Annotated in this window: 1 pseudogene; it reads right to left on the bottom strand. The window is 47.6% G+C overall.

From position 1 onward, the window contains the following. Positions 1–679, bottom strand: a pseudogene (locus A587_RS25325) (hypothetical protein); the annotation flags it as partial.

The raw sequence follows: 679 nt of genomic DNA, 5'->3' as shown, positions 1-679 counted from the left end.
ATTTGCGGTACACTCGGCATAGTGGCGCTTTGTTTACCACCAATATCTTGCTCCATGCTACCGTCAAACACAGTCATGGCTTTGCCTTTTAAGGTCAGTAACTTGTCTGCAAAGATGTTGACGTTACCACTTGAGTCAATGCTGATTTCACTGCCGCCATTGGCAAGAGTGAGGTTGCCAGAGCCACTGCCTTTAATCGTGATATTGCCTTGGCTTTGGATGATTTGACTTCCCGCCGGGGCGGTGATGGTAAGGTTGTTGTCTGCCTTGAGGTTGATATCACTTTGGATAACACTGCGATGACTGCGACCCGCCTTAAGCGTGATATTTTGTGTGGCGCTGACGTCAATTTGATTGGCGGTGACGTCTAGGTTGGTTGCTGCATCAGCAATCACCGACTTTTTACTCTCCAGTGCCAGTTGTTGTTTGGCGCTGGCAATAAAGGTTTTATTGGTGAGTAGTCGAATTGCGCTTTTAACACTGCCAAGTTGTATGTCTTTGGCTGCAAAAATATTCATCGCGCCAAGTTGCGCAAGCCAGTGAATGTAAGGCTGCTTTTTATCCCCATGTAACACCAAGTGCTGATTGCCTGCTAGGGTTTGCAACACAATATGCGGGGTATTTGGGGTGTCATCAAACATCAATAGGTTTTGGCCGCGAGAGCAGAGCACGTTTTGGG

The organism is Pseudoalteromonas sp. NJ631, from assembly GCF_000276645.1.
GTDB classification, from domain to species: domain Bacteria; phylum Pseudomonadota; class Gammaproteobacteria; order Enterobacterales; family Alteromonadaceae; genus Pseudoalteromonas; species Pseudoalteromonas piscicida.
Note: the sequence above shows the minus strand (reverse complement) of the source record. Positions and strands in the feature narration are given on the sequence as shown.